The following is a 14,466-nucleotide window of genomic DNA, read 5'->3' as shown; positions in this document are numbered from 1 at the left end:
CATGTCGTTGCCCTTGCAGAGCCTGGCGCTGATCTCGAACTGGCCCGTTCCCACCGCTGCCGCGGCGGTCGTCCGGGCGGACGGTGCCGTGCTCGGGTCGTACGGGCCGGTGGAGCACCGGTTCGCGCTCGCCTCGGTCACCAAGCCGCTGGCCGCGTACGCCGTGCTCGTGGCGTACGAGGAGGGGGCGATCGAGCTCGACGAGCCGGCCGGGCCGGCCGGCTCGACGGTCCGTCATCTGCTCGCGCACACCTCCGGGCTCGCCTTCGACGAGCACCGTGTGACGTCCGCGCCCGGGGAGCGGCGGCTGTACTCCAACGCCGGGTTCGAGGTGCTCGGGGACCATGTCGCCAAGGCGACGGACATCCCCTTCGGGGAGTACGCGCGGCAGGCGGTGCTCGCCCCGCTCGGCATGGCGTCGACCGTGCTCGACGGGTCTCCCGCGAAGGACGGGGTGTCCACGGTGGGGGATCTGGTGCGGTTCGCGGCCGAGGTGCAGGCGCCTCGGCTGCTCGATCCGCGGACGGTCGCCGAGGCGATGACCGTGCAGTATCCGGGGACGAAGGGGGTGCTTCCCGGGTACGGGCACCAGAACCCCAACGACTGGGGCCTCGGCTTCGAGATCCGCGACTCCAAGTCGCCGCACTGGACCGGGGCTTCGTCCTCGCCGCGGACCTTCGGGCACTTCGGGCAGTCGGGCACGTTCCTCTGGGTCGACCCGGGGGCGGGCGTGGCGTGCGTCGCCCTGACGGACCGGGCCTTCGGTCCGTGGGCGGTGTCGGCGTGGCCACCGTTCACGGACGCGGTGCTCGCCGAGCTGCGGGGCTGAGGCTTTTTCGCCCCCTCCGCCCCTACCCTGCCCGTTGTCCTGGGGGCTGCGCCCCCTTTCCCCCTGCATCGCGCTTGCGCGCTCGTCCTCAAACGCCGGACGGGCTGAAATCCCTTCCCCCGGCCGGAGCTGGAAGGTGCGCCCCCAGCGGGTGGGTCGGGGTTAGGGACGGCGAAATCGTCCTCAACCGCCCGACGGGACCGGATAGCCCGTCCGGCGTTTGAGGACGAGGCCGTCCAGGCCGAAGCAGGGGGAAAGGGGGCGGCAGCCCCCAGGTACGGGACGGGTAGGGGCGGAGGGGGCGAAAACCCCGTAGGGCCTACCCCGACATCTCCCACAGCAGCAGCTCCGCCGACCCCGTCTCCGCCACCGCCTCCAAATCCTTCGCATTCGTGATGCGGGCCGCGTCCCCGGGGCCCAACGCCTCGCCGTCCAGGCGGACTTCGCCCCGCACGACATGGGCGTACACGTACGCCGCGTCGGGGACAGCGGTGCGCTCCCCGGCGCCCAGGCGGCGTACGTGGAGCATCGCGCCCGCCTCGGGGACGGCGTACGGCGTGGAGTCGGCGATGCCGTGGACGATCTCGTACGACGGGTCGCCGCCCGGCGTCAGAGGGGCCAGCCACATCTGGACGAAGGTCAGCGGGGCCGGGCCCTCGTTGCGTTCGACGTGGCGGACACCGCCCGCCGAGCTGAGGCGCTGGACGTCCCCGGGACGGACGACGGACGCGTGCCCGCCCGAGTCCCGGTGCGTCAGCTCCCCCTCGACCACCCAGGTAATGATCTCGGTGTGACTGTGCGGGTGCTCGTCGAAGCCCGCGCCGGGCGCGAGCCGCTCCTCGTTGCAGGCGATCACCGCGCCGAAGCGGAGGTTGTCGGGGTCGTAGTGCGGGCCGAAGGAGAAGGCGTGGAAGGAGGAGATCCCGGCCTCCGGGTCCCCTCCGCGGTAGCGCGCGTCGCCGCGCCGGACGTCCATCACGCCCACCACCGTAGCCCCGCCGCCGGACCCTCCCGTCGCTTACTTGTGACCCGCCGCCGCACGCCTCCGTCCGGATAAGGCAGTCTTGTCCCGTGCCCGAACCCGAATCCAGCAACACCGCATCCGCAGCGCCCGCCGTCCACGCGCACACCGCGACGCTGAAGCGGCTGGAGAAGTCGTCCGGCAGTCTCGCCGCGCAGGCCATCGCGCGCATGGACGAGACGCTGCCGTGGTACCGGGCCATGCCCCCGGAGAACCGGTCCTGGATCGGGCTGGTCGCGCAGGCCGGTATCGCCGCGTTCACCGAGTGGTTCCGGCACCCGGACGCGCCGCAGGCCATCTCCACCGATGTGTTCGGCACCGCGCCACGCGAGCTGACCAGGGCGATCACCCTGCGCCAGACCGTCGAGATGGTGCGCACCACCATCGAGGTCATGGAGAGCGCCATCGACGAGGTGGCCGCTCCCGGCGACGAGTCGGTGCTGCGCGAGGCCCTCCTCGTGTACGCCCGCGAGATCGCGTTCGCCACCGCCCAGGTGTACGCGCAGGCGGCCGAGGCACGCGGCGCCTGGGACGCCCGGCTGGAATCGCTCGTCGTGAACGCCGTGCTCAGCGGCGAGGCCGACGAGGGCGCCGTCAGCCGGGCCGCCGCCCTCGGGTGGAACTCGCCCGAGCATGTGTGCGTGGTGCTGGGTACGGCACCCGACGGTGACAGCGAGCTGACGGTCGAGGCGATCCGGCGGGCCGCGCGGCACGCGAAACTCCAGGTCCTCACGGGGGTCCTCGGTGACCGGCTCGTGGTGATCGCCGGTGGCAGCGACAACCCGCTCGCTGTCGCCAAGTCCCTGATCGGGCCGTACGCGGCGGGATCCGTCGTCGCCGGTCCGATCGTGCCCGATCTGCTCGCCGCGACCCGCTCCGCGCAGGCGGCCGCCGCCGGGCTGAAGGCGTGTTTCGCCTGGCAGGACGCCCCTCGCCCGGTTCTGGCGGACGATCTGCTGCCGGAGCGCGCGATCGCCGGGGATCCCTCGGCCCGCGAGCAGCTGGTGGAGGAGATCTACAGACCGCTCGAGGAGGCCGGTTCCGCGCTCCTGGAGACGTTGAGTGTCTATCTAGAGCAGGCGAGCAGTCTTGAAGGAGCCGCACGGATGCTCTTCGTTCATCCCAACACCGTGCGCTACCGGCTCCGACGTGTGACTGACGTCACCGGTTGGTCACCCTCGGATGTACGCTCCGCGTTCACGCTGCGAATCGCGCTGATCCTGGGGCGTCTCGCCGATGGAGATCCTCAGAACTAGGCTTTTGTTGGGGGTCTACAATTCCCCCTCCTGTTCTTCGTCCCTGTCCCCACGGGCGGCTTGGGCCGTCCACAAGAGAGAGTGTGAGAGTGCTCGTACTCGTCGCTCCCGGCCAGGGCGCTCAGACGCCCGGCTTCCTGACTCCTTGGCTCGACCTCCCCGGCGCCGCCGACCGCGTCGCCGCATGGTCGGACGCCATCGGGCTCGACCTTGCCCACTACGGCACGCAGGCCGACGCGGACGCGATCCGCGACACGTCCGTTGCGCAGCCGCTGCTCGTGGCGGCCGGGCTGCTGTCCGCCGCCGCGCTGGGCGAGGTGGCCCCGGGTGCCGTCGCCGGCCACAGTGTCGGTGAGATCACCGCCGCCGCGTTCGCGGGAGTCCTCGACGACGCGGCCGCGCTGCGCCTCGTCCGTACGCGCGGTCTGGCCATGGCCGAGGCCGCCGCGATCACCGAGACCGGCATGTCGGCGCTGCTCGGCGGCGACCCGGCGACGACGGTCCCGCACCTGGAGAAGCTCGGCCTGACGCCGGCGAACGTGAACGGCGCGGGCCAGATCGTGGCCGCCGGCACCCTGGAGCAGCTGGCCGCCCTCGAGGAGGACAAGCCGGAGGGTGTGCGCAAGGTCGTCGCGCTGAAGGTCGCGGGCGCGTTCCACACGCACCACATGGCCCCCGCGGTCGACGCGCTGGCGCAGGCCGCCGCGGACCTGACGCCCGCCGACCCGAAGGTCACGTACGTCTCGAACAAGGACGGCCGGGCGGTCGCCACCGGTGCCGAGGTCGTCTCGCGGCTGGTCGGCCAGGTCGCCAACCCGGTCCGCTGGGACCTGTGCATGGAGACCTTCAAGGAGCTCGGCGTGACGGCGCTGATCGAGGTGTGCCCCGGCGGCACGCTGACCGGTCTTGCCAAGCGCGCGCTGCCCGGCGTGAAGACACTGGCACTCAAGACCCCCGACGACCTCGACGCGGCTCGCGAGCTCATCGCTGAGCACAGTGCCTGAGAAGGAGCCCGAGAGCATGTCGAAGATCAAGGCAAGGAAGGGCGCCCCGTTCGCGCGCATCCTGGGCGTGGGCGGCTACCGCCCCGTCCGGGTGGTGCCGAACGAGGTGATCCTCGAGACGATCGACTCCTCCGACGAGTGGATCCGCTCGCGCTCCGGCATCGAGACCCGGCACTGGGCGAACGACGAGGAGACCGTCGCGGCGATGTCGATCGAGGCGTCCGGCAAGGCCATCGCCGACGCCGGGATCAACGCCGACCAGATCGGCGCCGTGGTCGTCTCGACCGTCTCGCACTTCAGCCAGACCCCCGCCGTCGCCACCGAGATCGCCGACAAGCTCGGCACGAACAAGGCCGCGGCCTTCGACATCTCGGCAGGCTGCGCGGGCTTCGGCTACGGCCTCACGCTCGCCAAGGGCATGGTCGTCGACGGTTCCGCGGAGTACGTCCTTGTCATCGGCGTCGAGCGCCTGTCCGACCTCACCGACCTGGAGGACCGCGCGACGGCCTTCCTGTTCGGTGACGGCGCGGGCGCGGTCGTGGTGGGCCCCTCCGAGGAGCCGCACATCGGCCCCACCGTCTGGGGTTCCGAGGGCGACAAGGCCGGCACGATCAAGCAGACCGTCCCGTGGAACGAGTTCCGGGTCGGCGACGTCTCCAAGCTTCCGCTCGACTCCAAGGGCGAGATCAAGTTCCCTGCGATCACGCAGGAGGGCCAGGCGGTGTTCCGCTGGGCCGTGTTCGAGATGGCGAAGGTCGCCAAGGAGGCGTTGGACGCCGCCGGGCTTTCGCCGGACGATCTGGATGTCTTCATCCCTCACCAGGCCAACGAGCGGATCATCGACTCGATGGTGAAGACTCTCAAACTGCCGGAGCACGTCACGGTCGCCCGCGACGTGCGCACCACCGGCAACACGTCGGCCGCCTCGATTCCGCTCGCGATGGAGCGGCTTCTGGCGACCGGCGAGGCGAAGAGCGGCGACACCGCGCTCATCATCGGCTTCGGGGCGGGTCTCGTGTTCGCCGCCACGGTCGTTACCCTCCCCTAGGCACACCGTGCCGGATCGAGGTCCGGCACGGAGTACCGCCACACCCTCTGGATACATACCGAAGGAGCGCCTGACATGGCCGCCACTCAGGAAGAGATCGTCGAAGGTCTCGCCGAGATCGTGAACGAGATCGCCGGGATCCCCACCGAGGACGTCCAGCTGGACAAGTCCTTCACCGACGACCTGGACGTCGACTCGCTGTCCATGGTCGAGGTCGTCGTCGCCGCCGAAGAGCGCTTCGACGTCAAGATCCCGGACGACGACGTCAAGAACCTCAAGACCGTCGGCGACGCGACCTCCTACATCCTCAAGCACCAGGCCTGATCCTCGGATCAGTCCGTTTGCCCCGCCACCCGGCGGTGGCGCCGCTGAATCCTCGCACTCGTTGGAGAAAGAATTCCCGTGAGCCCGACCAATCGCACCGTGGTCGTCACCGGTATCGGCGCAACCACACCGCTGGGTGGCGACGCAGCCTCTACCTGGGAGGGCCTGGTCGCCGGACGTTCCGGTGTCCGCCCCCTGGAGCAGGAGTGGGCCGCCGATCAGGCGGTCCGCATCGCGGCACAGATCGCCGTCGAACCGGGCGAGGTCATTCCCCGCCCGCAGGCCCGCCGCCTCGACCGCTCGGCGCAGTTCGCGCTGATCGCGGCCAAGGAGGCGTGGGCCGATGCCGGTTACACCGACAAGGCGGGCACGGACAGCAGCGTCGACCCGGACCGCCTCGGTACGGTCATCGCCTCCGGCATCGGCGGCGTGACCACCCTGCTCGACCAGTACGACGTGCTCAAGGAGAAGGGCGTCCGCCGCGTCTCCCCGCACACCGTCCCCATGCTGATGCCGAACGGCCCCTCCGCCAACGTGGGTCTGCTCGTGGGCGCCCGCGCGGGCGTGCACACGCCGGTCTCGGCGTGCGCGTCGGGTGCCGAGGCCATCGGCTACGCCATCGAGATGATCCGCACCGGCCGCGCCGACGTCGTCGTCGCCGGTGGCACCGAGGCAGCCATCCACCCGCTGCCCATCGCCGCGTTCGGCAACATGATGGCGATGTCCAAGAACAACGACGACCCGCAGGGCGCCTCGCGTCCCTACGACACCGCCCGCGACGGCTTTGTCATGGGCGAGGGCGCCGGTGTGATCGTCCTGGAGTCCGCCGAGCACGCCGCCGCGCGTGGCGCCCGCGTGTATGCGGAGGCCGTGGGCCAGGGCATCTCGTCCGACGGCCATGACATCGTGCAGCCGGAGCCCGAGGGCCGCGGCATCGCGCAGGCCCTGCAGCACCTGCTCGAGAACACCGACCTGGACCCGGCCGAGATCGTGCACGTCAACGCGCACGCCACCTCGACGCCGGCCGGTGACGTGGCCGAGCTGAAGGCGCTGCGCAAGGTCTTCGGCGACGACACCGACCACATGGCGATCTCCGGCACCAAGTCGATGACCGGCCACCTCCTCGGTGGTGCGGGCGGCGTGGAGTCGGTCGCCTCGATCCTCGCTCTCTACCACCGGATCGCTCCGCCGACCATCAACGTGGAGAACCTCGACCCGGAGGCCGAGGCCGCCGCCGACATCGTCCGCGGCGAGGCGCGCAAGCTGCCCGTCGAGGGCCGCATCGCCGCGCTGAACGACTCGTTCGGCTTCGGCGGGCACAACGTGGTGCTGGCGTTCCGATCGGTCTGATTTCGGCCGTACGGCGGTGAATTCCGGCCGTACGTGTCGAAGGGCCCCCACCGGCTGGTGGGGGCCCTTCGCGTGTTCGTGACGTTCTGTCAGACGACCTGGTGGAGCCAGCGGACCGGGGCGCCCTCGCCCGCGTACCGGAAGGGCTCCAGCTCGTCGTCCCAGGGCTTGCCCAGGAGCTTGGCGAGTTCGGCCTCCAGGTCGGTCTCGCCGCGCTGGGAGCGGACCAGGGCGGCGCGCAGCCGGTCCTCCGGGATCAGGATGTCGCCGTGGATTCCGGTGACGGCGTGGTAGATGCCCAGCTCAGGGGTGCAGCTGTAGCGCTCGCCCTCGGCGGTGGGGCAGGGTTCCGCGGTGACCTCGAAGCGCAGCAGGTGCCAGCCGCGCAGCGCGGAGGCGAGCTTGGAGGCGGTGCCTACCTCGCCCTTCCAGGAGAACTCGGATCTCCAGGTGCCCGGCGCGGCCGGCTGCCGGATCCAGTCGAGGCTGACGCGCGTACCGAGCACGCCCGCGACCGCCCACTCGACGTGCGGGCACAGTGCACGTGGCGCGGAGTGCACGTACAGGACTCCACGTGTCGTCACCTGAACCTCCGGGCAGGACAGGACATCTTGTAACTTAGCGGAACGGCAGTGGCAGGGCGGCCACGGGGCGAGGCTACCGTGCGGCGGTGCAAGGAGTGTGACGTACCGTCGGTCCCAGCGCCTTGAAACGCAGGGTTTCACCCAAGGGGATGCGGTACCGACCGTCCGTGTGCGCCCCGCGTGCCGACCGACCCTGTACAACGAACGAGGGGACCAGGGGATGCGGAAGCGTAGCCACCGTTCGCGGACCGCTCTCGCTGTCGTGGCGGCGGCCGTGCTCGGCATCGCCGGGTGCGACGCGACGGGCGGCAACTCCCCGGCGCCGCACGGCGCCACGGCGAAGGCGCATCCGTCTCCGAAGCCGACACCCGCCTGGGACCGCACTCCGCAGTCCGTGGCCGCCGTGGGGGACTCCATCACGCGCGGCTTCGACGCGTGCTCCGTGCTGTCCGACTGCCCCGAGGTGTCGTGGGCGACGGGCAGCGACGCGTCGGTCAGGAGCCTCGCGGTGCGGCTGCTCGGGCGGACCGGGGCGGCCGAGCACAGTTGGAACTACGCGGTGACCGGGGCGCGGATGGCGGACCTGCCCGGTCAGATGGCGCAGGCGGCGACCAGGAAGCCGGAGCTGGTCACGGTGATGGCCGGGGCCAACGACGCCTGCCGTTCCTCCGCCTCGGCGATGACCTCGGTGGCGGACTTCCGTACCGAGTTCGAGGAGGCGCTCGAAACCCTGCGCAGCGCCCTGCCCAAGGCCCAGGTGTACGTGTCGAGCGTGCCGGACCTGAAGCGGCTGTGGTCCGAGGGCCGCGGCAACGCGCTGGGCAAGCAGATCTGGAAGCTGGGCATCTGTCCGTCGATGCTGGCCGACGCGGACGCGTCGGACTCTGCGGCGACCCTGCGCCGTACGACCGTGCAGGACCGGGTGGAGGCGTACAACAAGATCCTCAAGGATGTGTGCTCCCGGGACGAGCGCTGCCGCTTCGACGGGGGCGCGGTCTTCGACTACCGCTTCGGCACCGATCAGTTGAGCCACTGGGACTGGTTCCACCCGAGCAAGAACGGTCAGGCCCGACTCGCCGAGATCGCGTACCGAAAGGTCACGGCGAAACACGGGTGACCTAGGGTTTCGCACATGAGTGAACTCTTCGGCACACTTTCCGACGGCAGCCCCGTCCACCGCTGGACGCTGGAGCGTGCCGGGGTGCGGGTGCGGGTTCTGACGTACGGCGGGATCGTGCAGTCGGTCGAGGTTCCCGGCCGGGACCGGCAGGCTGTGGACGTGGTGCTGGGGTTCCCGGGCCTGGAGGGCTATCTCGCGCACCCGCAGCCGCACTTCGGGGCGCTGGTGGGGAGGTACGCGAACCGGATCGGCGGCGCCCGCTTCGCGCTCGACGGCCGGGTCTTCCCCCTGGAGCCCAACAACCCCCCCAACTCCCTGCACGGCGGCGACGGCGGCTTCGACAAGCGGTTGTGGGACGCGGAGCCGGTCGAGCACGGGGTGCGGCTCGCGCGGGTCAGTGAGGACGGTGAGGAGGGCTTCCCGGGGCGGCTGGAGGTCTCCGCGACCTTCACCCTCGGCCCGGAGGGCGCGCTGCGGATCGCGTACGAGGCGACGACGGACGCGCCGACCGTGGTGAACCTGACGAACCACACGTACTGGAACCTGAGCGGTTCGGGGAACGCGGGCGGGCACGAACTCCGTATCGCCGCCTCGCGGTTGACGCCGGTGGACGCGGACCTGATCCCGACCGGGGAGCTCGCGCCCGTGGACGGCACCCGCTTCGACTTCCGCGCCCCGCGCAAGGTCGGCGCGGGCTACGACCACAACTTCGTGCTCGACAAGGGTGTCACGGACGCCGCCGTCGAGGTCGCCGAGCTGTACGACCCCGCGTCGGGGCGGGCGCTGACCGTGTCGACCACCGAGCCGGGCCTCCAGCTGTACACGGCGGACCACCTCGACCCGTCGCTCCCGTTCGCGCCGGGTGACGGCGTCGCGCTGGAGACGCAGCACTTCCCCGACTCCCCGAACCGGCCGGAGTTCCCGAGTACGGAGCTGCGGCCGGGCGGGGTGTACAGGTCGGAGACGGTGTACGGGTTCGCCGTACGGGACTAGTTCCCGGGGGCCTGCCCGTCAGGCGGTCTCGCCGCGCATGCGCTTGGTGGCCTTGCCCAGGAGGGACATGGCACCCAGGCAGATCGCGGTGACCGCGCCGCCGGCGATCGCGGGGACGGGCTCGAACGACTTGACGCCGTTGATGAGCACCATCGCCGCGAGGGCCATGATGATCGAATAGAGGCTCTGGCCGACCTTGGCACCCGCCGGGATGACCTGGAGCAGCTGCGGGATGGTCGTCGCGGCGGCGAGGCCCATCCCGAGCGGGATGAACGCGGCGAGCAGCAGCCCGCCGAAGCCGAGCGAGTTGCCGTACGCGCCCCAGTCGGCGCCCTTGACCAGCAGGTAGCCGGCGGCGGAGAGGGACAGCAGGACGAGGACGCCGTTGAGGTAGGCGGCCGTGGTCGCGGCCTTGCGGGCGCTCGGCAGATGCGCGGCCGGGGAGCGCCAGGCGTCCGGGGTGAGCCGGCGCAACTGCTCCTTGAGTCCTCGTGACTTCATGAGGGCGAGCACGCCGACGACCAGGCCGACGAGGCCGGCCGCCGTGGCGGCGAAGCCGATCGGCTGCTCGGTGATGCCGTAGTGGGCGCCGCCGAAGGTGAGCGGTATGCCCAGCACGAAGGCGAACGCGAACACCTTGGTGTGCTGCTGGATCTTCAGGACCAGCTCGCGCTGCCCAGCGCTGAGATTCGGGTCGAGCCTCATCTGCGCGTCCCCCAGGCCCTGTTGGGGAGCCTGGGGGGCCTGGGGCCCCGGCGGATACGGCTGGTACGGCTGCTGGGGTTGCTGCGGCTGCTGGGGGTAGCCCTGCTGGGGCGGGTAGTAGGGCTGCTGGCCCTGGTACGGGGCCTGCGGCGGCTGACCCTGGTACGGGCCCTGCGGGTACCCGCCTTGCGGGTGCGGCGCCTGGGGCGGGTACGCACCCTGAGGCGGATACTGACCCTGCGGCGGGTAGGGACCTTGCTGCTGACCTGGGTACATGCGCTCTCCCCCGAACCGTCGTGCTGTCGGCCCGCGAGTCTGTCACATGTACCTCAGGCCCCAGCAGGCGCCTTACACCTCGATGGTCACGCCCACCCGGCGATCGGCGATCGAGCGGCCGGCCTGGACCTTGTATGAACCCGGCACCAGGGACCAGGAGTTGGCGCTCTCGTCCCAGATCTCGAAGGCGGAGCGCAGGAGTTCGACGACGACCTCGGCGCTCTCGCCGGGTCCGGCCTCGACGGCGGCGAATCCGGCGAGCACGCGCGCGGGGCGCTCGGCATCCCGCTCGACGGGCGCCGCGTACACCTGGACGACCTCGCGTCCCGCTCGTTCCCCGGAGTTGCGGACGCGGACCGTGGCCGTCATGCCCCGGACCTCGATGGACTCGTACGTCCAGTCGGTGTAGCCGAGGCCATGCCCGAAGGCGTACGAGGGAGTCCTGCCCTCCTTCTCCCAGGCGCGGTAGCCGATGAACACGTCCTCGGTGTAGGCGAGTTCACCGTCGGCCGGGATCACCTGGGTGACCGGGGCGTCGTCCAGGGAGCCCCAGGTCGTGGGCAGCCGGCCGCCCGGTTCGTGGGCGCCGGTGAGGACGTCGGCGAGGGCGGCGCCGCCCTCCTGGCCCGGGAACCAGCCGATCAGCACCGCGGCGACCTCGTCGCGCCACGGAAGTTCCACCGGGGAACCGGAGTTGACAACCACGACGGTGTTCGGGTTGGCGGCGGCGACGGCGCGGACCAAGTCGTCCTGGCGGCCCGGGAGTTGCAGGTTCTTGCGGTCGAATCCCTCGGACTCGACGCGCTCGGTGGTGGCGACCACGACGACTGCGGTGTCGGCGGCGCGGGCGGCCGCCACGGCCTCGGCGATCAGTTCGTCGGGGTCGCGCTGCGGGTCCTGGTGGGCGAGCGCGAAGCCGACGACCTTCAGCGGGATGCCGCCGGGCAGGGTGACGACGTGGCTGAGCGACACCTCGTACGTCTCCCCTGCGGTGAGGTCCACCCGGGCGCGCTCGACGGGGGCGCCGAAGAACGCCTCGAAGGGGTCCTCCTTGTCGGGGCGCTGGACGTCGTCGTAGTACGTCGTGCCGTCGACGGTGAGGGTGAAGGCGCCCAGGCCCTTGATGCCGAAGGTGTGCGGGCCGCTCTCGCGCGGGGTGAAGGTGCCGGTCAGGTCGACGGTGTGGAGGGTGTCGTGGGTGACCCCCTCGGGGAGGTCGTCGCCCATCCACTGGAGCTGGCCGTTGGGTGCCGAGCCCGTGCCGATGACGGTGCCTTCGGCGTTCCGGCAGACCGCGCTCAGCCCGAACCCCTTGTCGGCGACGGCGAGTTCCTCGTTCGGGTCGGCGCCGACGGCGTACGTCACGCTGCCCTCGGGAAGGGCGGCGGTGAGGCCGTCGAGGGGCGAGACGATCCGCGATGGGAAGACAGTGGCCGAGCCGCCGCCGAGCACACGCGCGTCGCGTGCGGCGGCGCCGCTGAGGGCGACCGTCCCGGGCCTGAGCGGGAGGGCCGCGTTCTCGTTGCGTACCAGGACGAAGGAGCGGCGGGCGATCTCGCGGGCCAGGGCCTCACCGTCGACGGTGGCGGGCGGCTGGGCGACGACCGGCTCGGCACCGTCCAGGATGCCTACGCGGGCGGCGAGGCGGAGCACGTTGCGGACGGCGTCGTCGACCTTCGACTCGTCGACGCGGCCGTCCCGTACCGCCTGGGCGAGCGGGGCGCCGTAGACGGTCTCCGGGCCGGGCATGGCGATGTCGAGGCCGCCCTCGATGGCGGCGACGGTCGAGCGGGCGGCCGTCCAGTCGGAGACGTTGATGCCGTCGAAGCCCCAGTCGCCGCGCAGGATCTCGTTCACGAGGTGGTGGTGTTCGGTCATCGTCGTGCCGTTGACCGTGTTGTAGGCGGTCATGACGCCCCAGGGCCGGGCGTTCTCGACGATGATCTCGAAGGGCACCAAGTACAGCTCGTGCAGGGCGCGTTCGCTCACGAGGTTGTTCACGGTGAAGCGGTCGGTCTCGGCGTCGTTGGCGACGAAGTGCTTGACGGTGGTGCCGACTCCGCCGGACTGGACGCCGTTCACGTAGCCCGCGCCGATCCACCCCGTCAGGTGGGGGTCCTCGCTGTAGGCCTCGAAGTGGCGGCCGCCGAGCGGGGAGCGGTGCAGGTTGACGGTGGGTGCTAGGAGGACGTGGACGCCCTTGCGCCGGGCCTCCTGGGCGAGCAGCACCCCTGCCCTGCGCGCGAGTTCGGGGTCCCAGGCGGCGCCGAGCGCGGTCGGGGACGGCAGGGCGATCGACGGGTCGTCGGCGGTCCAGCGGACACCCCGGACGCCGATCGGGCCGTCGGACATGACCAGGGACTTCAGCCCGATCTCCGGCAGCGCGGGCAGGGTCCACATGTCCTGGCCGGACAGCAGCCGAGCCTTGGCGTCCAAGTCCAGCTTGCCGAGGGCCGCCTCGACGACCGCCTCACGCGCCTCGTCGGCCGGGGTTCCCTGCATCGCGGTGCCTCCTCGTTGAAGTCCGTTCGGTCTCCCCATCGTGCACCGGTTACCTGTAGACCGGTAGGTTTCGTTATCTTGCCGTTACGATCGGGGCACTCGGATGTCGTACGGTGACGCCATGAGCGCGAGAGTCAGGAGCGAGGAGAGGCGCGCCGAGATCGTCCGGGCGGCCCTGGAAGTGATCGCCGAGCGCGGTTACCGGGGCGCGAGCCTGGCCTCGGTGGCGGAGCGCGTGGGCCTGACCCAGCAGGGGCTGCTGCACCACTTCCCGACGAAGGACGCGCTGCTCGTGGCCGTACTGAAGGAGCGGGACCAGTGGGACGCGGTGCCGGACACGCAGTGGCGGGTCGACCTGCTGGCGGCCCTCGTCGAGTACAACGCGATGCGGCCCGGGATCATCCAGACCTTCTCGGCCCTGCTCGGCGAGAGCGTCACCGAGGGGCATCCGGCGCGCGAGTACTTCACCGAGCGCTACCGGGGGGTGCGCGCGAGCATGGCGGCGATGCTGCGCTCCGAGTACGGGGAGCGACTGCCGAACGGGCTCACACCGGAGCGCACCGCCCCGCTCCTCGTGGCGGTGATGGACGGGCTCCAGTACCAGTGGCTGCTGGACCCGGAGTCGGTGGACATGCCGGGCGCGTTCCGGGACTTCCTGACGCTGCTGGGCGAGAAGGCCTGAACTCCCCGCCAGAGCCTGAACTCCCCCGCTACTGGCGCCAGATGACGGCCAGCGTCTTGCTCACCGCGCAGACGGCGGCGAAGGTGATCGCCCAGCCGTAGGCCCCGGCGACGGCCAGCGCGGCCACGCCCGCCCCGAACCACAGCAGTTCGAAACCGACGCGCACCGCGCCGCGCGTCTTGTACTTCGCCTTCTGCGAACCGAACTGCGACCAGAGGGCAATCAGTACGGCCGGGGCGCCGAGCCCCAGCAGCCAGGTGAGCGGGGTGGAGACATCACGGGTGAAACCCCAGTAGCCGACGGCCGCGAGGGCGCCGAGTTCGATGAGGAAGAGGACGCCCAGGTTCGCTGCCTTCATGGCCTTCATGAGCGGCAGTATCACCCGGCCGCGGGCACCGCCGCCACGATTTCGATCTCCACGAGCGCCTCCGGCCGGAAAAGCCGCGGAACCTCGAACGTCATGCTGGTCGGCGGGGTGCCGGTGAGGAACTCCCGTCTTACGGCGCCGTATTCGTTGAGCCGGGTGATATCGGTCAGGTAGGTGCGGATGTTGATCACGTCGGCGAGGGCCGCGCCGTGTGCCTTGAGCAGGGCGTCGATGGTCTCGAAGACACCACGGCTCTGGGCGGCGAGGTCCGCACCCTCGGCTATCTGGCCCGACAGGTACAACAGGGCGCTCCCGTCGGCGTGTTCGACACGCGCGACCTGGGAGTAGTAGGGGCTAAAGGGCCCCGGTGCGGAGGCCGGGTTGTCGAGGGTGACGCGCATGAGG

15 protein-coding genes are annotated in these 14,466 nt (G+C 71.1%); 9 read left to right on the top strand and 6 right to left on the bottom strand.

Annotation, left to right across the window (positions count from 1 at the left end; all coding sequences use genetic code 11):
* Window positions 1-7 precede the first annotated feature (7 nt).
* Window positions 8-829, top strand: a complete 822-nt coding sequence (locus AB5J56_RS30950) for a serine hydrolase domain-containing protein (protein WP_369242906.1) — start codon at window positions 8-10, stop codon at window positions 827-829.
* Between the two features lie 319 nt (window positions 830-1,148).
* Here AB5J56_RS30950 and AB5J56_RS30945 read toward each other — a convergent pair whose 3' ends face one another.
* A complete protein-coding gene (locus AB5J56_RS30945; protein ID WP_369242904.1) occupies window positions 1,149-1,805 on the bottom strand; it encodes a pirin family protein in 657 nt (218 codons plus the stop codon).
* Between the two features lie 95 nt (window positions 1,806-1,900).
* On the opposite strand from AB5J56_RS30945, the gene fasR reads away from it, so the two are divergent.
* The 5 genes from fasR (at window position 1,901) to fabF (ending at window position 6,832) form a co-directional block, all read left to right on the top strand.
* Window positions 1,901-3,106, top strand: a complete 1,206-nt coding sequence (fasR, locus tag AB5J56_RS30940) for a fatty acid biosynthesis transcriptional regulator FasR (RefSeq protein ID WP_369237260.1) — start codon at window positions 1,901-1,903, stop codon at window positions 3,104-3,106.
* An 89-nt stretch (window positions 3,107-3,195) separates the two neighbouring features.
* Complete coding sequence (locus AB5J56_RS30935) at window positions 3,196-4,110, top strand: ACP S-malonyltransferase (RefSeq protein WP_369237258.1); 915 nt, start codon at window positions 3,196-3,198, stop codon at window positions 4,108-4,110.
* Between the two features lie 16 nt (window positions 4,111-4,126).
* The gene (locus AB5J56_RS30930) at window positions 4,127-5,158 is read left to right on the top strand and encodes a ketoacyl-ACP synthase III (protein WP_369237256.1); all 1,032 of its coding nucleotides are present in this window, start codon (window positions 4,127-4,129) and stop codon (window positions 5,156-5,158) included.
* Window positions 5,159-5,233: 75 nt separating this feature from the next.
* Window positions 5,234-5,482 (top strand): acyl carrier protein, encoded by a 249-nt coding sequence (locus AB5J56_RS30925; RefSeq protein WP_355788632.1) that lies wholly within the window; start codon window positions 5,234-5,236, stop codon window positions 5,480-5,482.
* A gap of 78 nt (window positions 5,483-5,560) precedes the next feature.
* Window positions 5,561-6,832 carry a beta-ketoacyl-ACP synthase II gene (gene fabF, locus AB5J56_RS30920; protein ID WP_369237254.1) on the top strand — a complete coding sequence of 424 codons (1,272 nt, stop codon included), beginning with the start codon at window positions 5,561-5,563 and terminating at the stop codon, window positions 6,830-6,832.
* Between the two features lie 89 nt (window positions 6,833-6,921).
* On the opposite strand, the gene AB5J56_RS30915 is transcribed toward fabF, so the two are convergent.
* On the bottom strand, window positions 6,922-7,416 hold the full coding sequence (locus AB5J56_RS30915; protein WP_369237252.1) for a DUF3145 domain-containing protein: 495 nt from the start codon (window positions 7,414-7,416) through the stop codon (window positions 6,922-6,924).
* Between the two features lie 220 nt (window positions 7,417-7,636).
* On the opposite strand from AB5J56_RS30915, the gene AB5J56_RS30910 reads away from it, so the two are divergent.
* Window positions 7,637-8,533, top strand: a complete 897-nt coding sequence (locus AB5J56_RS30910) for an SGNH/GDSL hydrolase family protein (protein WP_369237250.1) — start codon at window positions 7,637-7,639, stop codon at window positions 8,531-8,533.
* Between the two features lie 15 nt (window positions 8,534-8,548).
* Window positions 8,549-9,529 (top strand): aldose epimerase family protein, encoded by a 981-nt coding sequence (locus tag AB5J56_RS30905; RefSeq protein ID WP_369237248.1) that lies wholly within the window; start codon window positions 8,549-8,551, stop codon window positions 9,527-9,529.
* An 18-nt stretch (window positions 9,530-9,547) separates the two neighbouring features.
* Here the strand turns inward: AB5J56_RS30905 and AB5J56_RS30900 are convergent, their stop codons facing one another.
* Both AB5J56_RS30900 and AB5J56_RS30895 read right to left on the bottom strand, forming a co-directional pair.
* Window positions 9,548-10,510, bottom strand: coding sequence for a hypothetical protein (locus AB5J56_RS30900; RefSeq protein ID WP_369237246.1), 963 nt, complete (start codon window positions 10,508-10,510; stop codon window positions 9,548-9,550).
* 72 nt (window positions 10,511-10,582) lie between these two features.
* On the bottom strand, window positions 10,583-13,012 hold the full coding sequence (locus tag AB5J56_RS30895; protein WP_369237244.1) for a glycoside hydrolase family 3 protein: 2,430 nt from the start codon (window positions 13,010-13,012) through the stop codon (window positions 10,583-10,585).
* Between the two features lie 103 nt (window positions 13,013-13,115).
* Between AB5J56_RS30895 and AB5J56_RS30890 the strand changes: the two genes are divergently transcribed.
* Entirely contained in the window at window positions 13,116-13,694 is a 579-nt protein-coding gene (locus AB5J56_RS30890) for a TetR/AcrR family transcriptional regulator (protein WP_369237242.1), read from the top strand.
* A 28-nt stretch (window positions 13,695-13,722) separates the two neighbouring features.
* Here the strand turns inward: AB5J56_RS30890 and AB5J56_RS30885 are convergent, their stop codons facing one another.
* Together AB5J56_RS30885 and AB5J56_RS30880 are read right to left on the bottom strand one after the other, a co-directional pair.
* Window positions 13,723-14,061, bottom strand: a complete 339-nt coding sequence (locus AB5J56_RS30885) for a YrdB family protein (RefSeq protein WP_369237240.1) — start codon at window positions 14,059-14,061, stop codon at window positions 13,723-13,725.
* An 11-nt stretch (window positions 14,062-14,072) separates the two neighbouring features.
* Entirely contained in the window at window positions 14,073-14,462 is a 390-nt protein-coding gene (locus tag AB5J56_RS30880; RefSeq protein ID WP_369237238.1) for a RidA family protein, read from the bottom strand.
* Window positions 14,463-14,466: the final 4 nt, after the last annotated feature.

This window comes from Streptomyces sp. R21, assembly GCF_041051975.1.
In the GTDB taxonomy this organism is placed as follows: domain Bacteria; phylum Actinomycetota; class Actinomycetes; order Streptomycetales; family Streptomycetaceae; genus Streptomyces.
This window is presented reverse-complemented; position numbering and strand designations above follow the sequence as displayed.